The organism is Microcystis aeruginosa LEGE 91341, from assembly GCF_015206885.1.
Taxonomy (GTDB): Bacteria; Cyanobacteriota; Cyanobacteriia; order Cyanobacteriales; family Microcystaceae; genus Microcystis; species Microcystis aeruginosa_H.
Window position 1 is genome coordinate 1 of the sequence record NZ_JADEXY010000271.1, and the last position, 1,228, is coordinate 1,228.

Genomic DNA, 1,228 nt, shown 5'->3' on the forward strand with positions numbered 1-1,228 from the left:
CAGGATATACTCCACAAAAGCGTTTAAACTCTTCTGGATTCAAATTTTTTACTTTTTCGTAAGTCATTGTTTTTCTGAGTGTTTTACTTTATTTTACATAATCAGTTCCTATTTTTGCAGGAGGTCTAGTCCATAGACGCAAACGGTGGCTATATCTAGGGTTTTAGGGAAATCAATTTTTTCTGATTCTGTGGTATGAGATGACATCGGTTTCTCCTTAACGGTCTAGAGGAGCTAAATGGGATTATTTCTCATTTAGCTGGGAGTCTTGTCAGAACAAGTCCAGAGAGCATATTTGTCTAACCATCAGAGTATTTTTGGACTCAAGTTGACAAACAATAGAGTCAAGACTTGAATTGGCGAAATTCAAGTCTTAATTGCATCCCTGTCTGCTCTACAGCGTTTCTCCGATATATGAGGTACGTTTTCGCAACTTAAATTCTTACTTCGGCAAGGTTCAATTGCCAATTCACCTTGACGAAAAACGCTATACTATGATAGGATAGACCACTCTTGGTACGATAGTCAAGACATTTTCAAGGAAAATTGTTAATCAATTTTACGGACATTTTTACCTAGTTCTTCGTTACTTGGTATGGTTTGATCGGGGGGCATAAATCGACTAAATCTTTATTAAATGAACTTACCCTGAGAATCTGGCAATTCTCCCACCCAAAAAGAAGGTTAGAAACTAAGCACATCAAAGCTTTTAGCTTAACCAATTGGGTTGCCGAGTTAAATACCAAAATTAGGCGTTAAAATTGTCGAATCGAATTTTAAACAAAAACACGATGTTGCAGGGAAGGCATTTGTCGTCGCACTTGTTGCAGACGTTGGGGATTAATTTCGGCAATTGCCACCCCCGCTTCTTCCCCCGCATCGGCTAAAACCACACCCCAAGGATCGATAATCATAGCGTGACCGTGGGTGTAACGGCGTGCGTAATTATTGCCCGTTTGAGCGGGAGCTATTATATAACAAGTATTCTCGATCGCTCGCGCTTGTAACAAAACTTTCCAATGATCTTTCCCTGTAAAAGCTGTAAACGCCGCAGGTACAAATAAAACATCGGCTCCTTGCCGCGATAAATAGCGATAGAGTAGACCTCCTGCAAAAGTCTTATTCAGCTACTTGATGATAGCCTAAAGCAAGTTCATAGTTGTAAATGCCAGCGATTAAATTAAATCTCAGACCAAAACGCCGTCTCCGATTCCTATATCTTGATGAT

2 pseudogenes are annotated in these 1,228 nt (G+C 39.8%); both read right to left on the reverse strand.

Annotated elements, in window-relative coordinates:
* Nucleotides 1–776: 776 nt before the first annotated feature.
* Nucleotides 777–1,100: pseudogene (locus IQ234_RS20800) on the reverse strand (nitrilase-related carbon-nitrogen hydrolase); the annotation flags it as partial.
* 19 nt (nt 1,101–1,119) lie between these two features.
* A pseudogene (locus tag IQ234_RS20805) lies at nt 1,120–1,228 on the reverse strand (IS5/IS1182 family transposase); the annotation flags it as partial.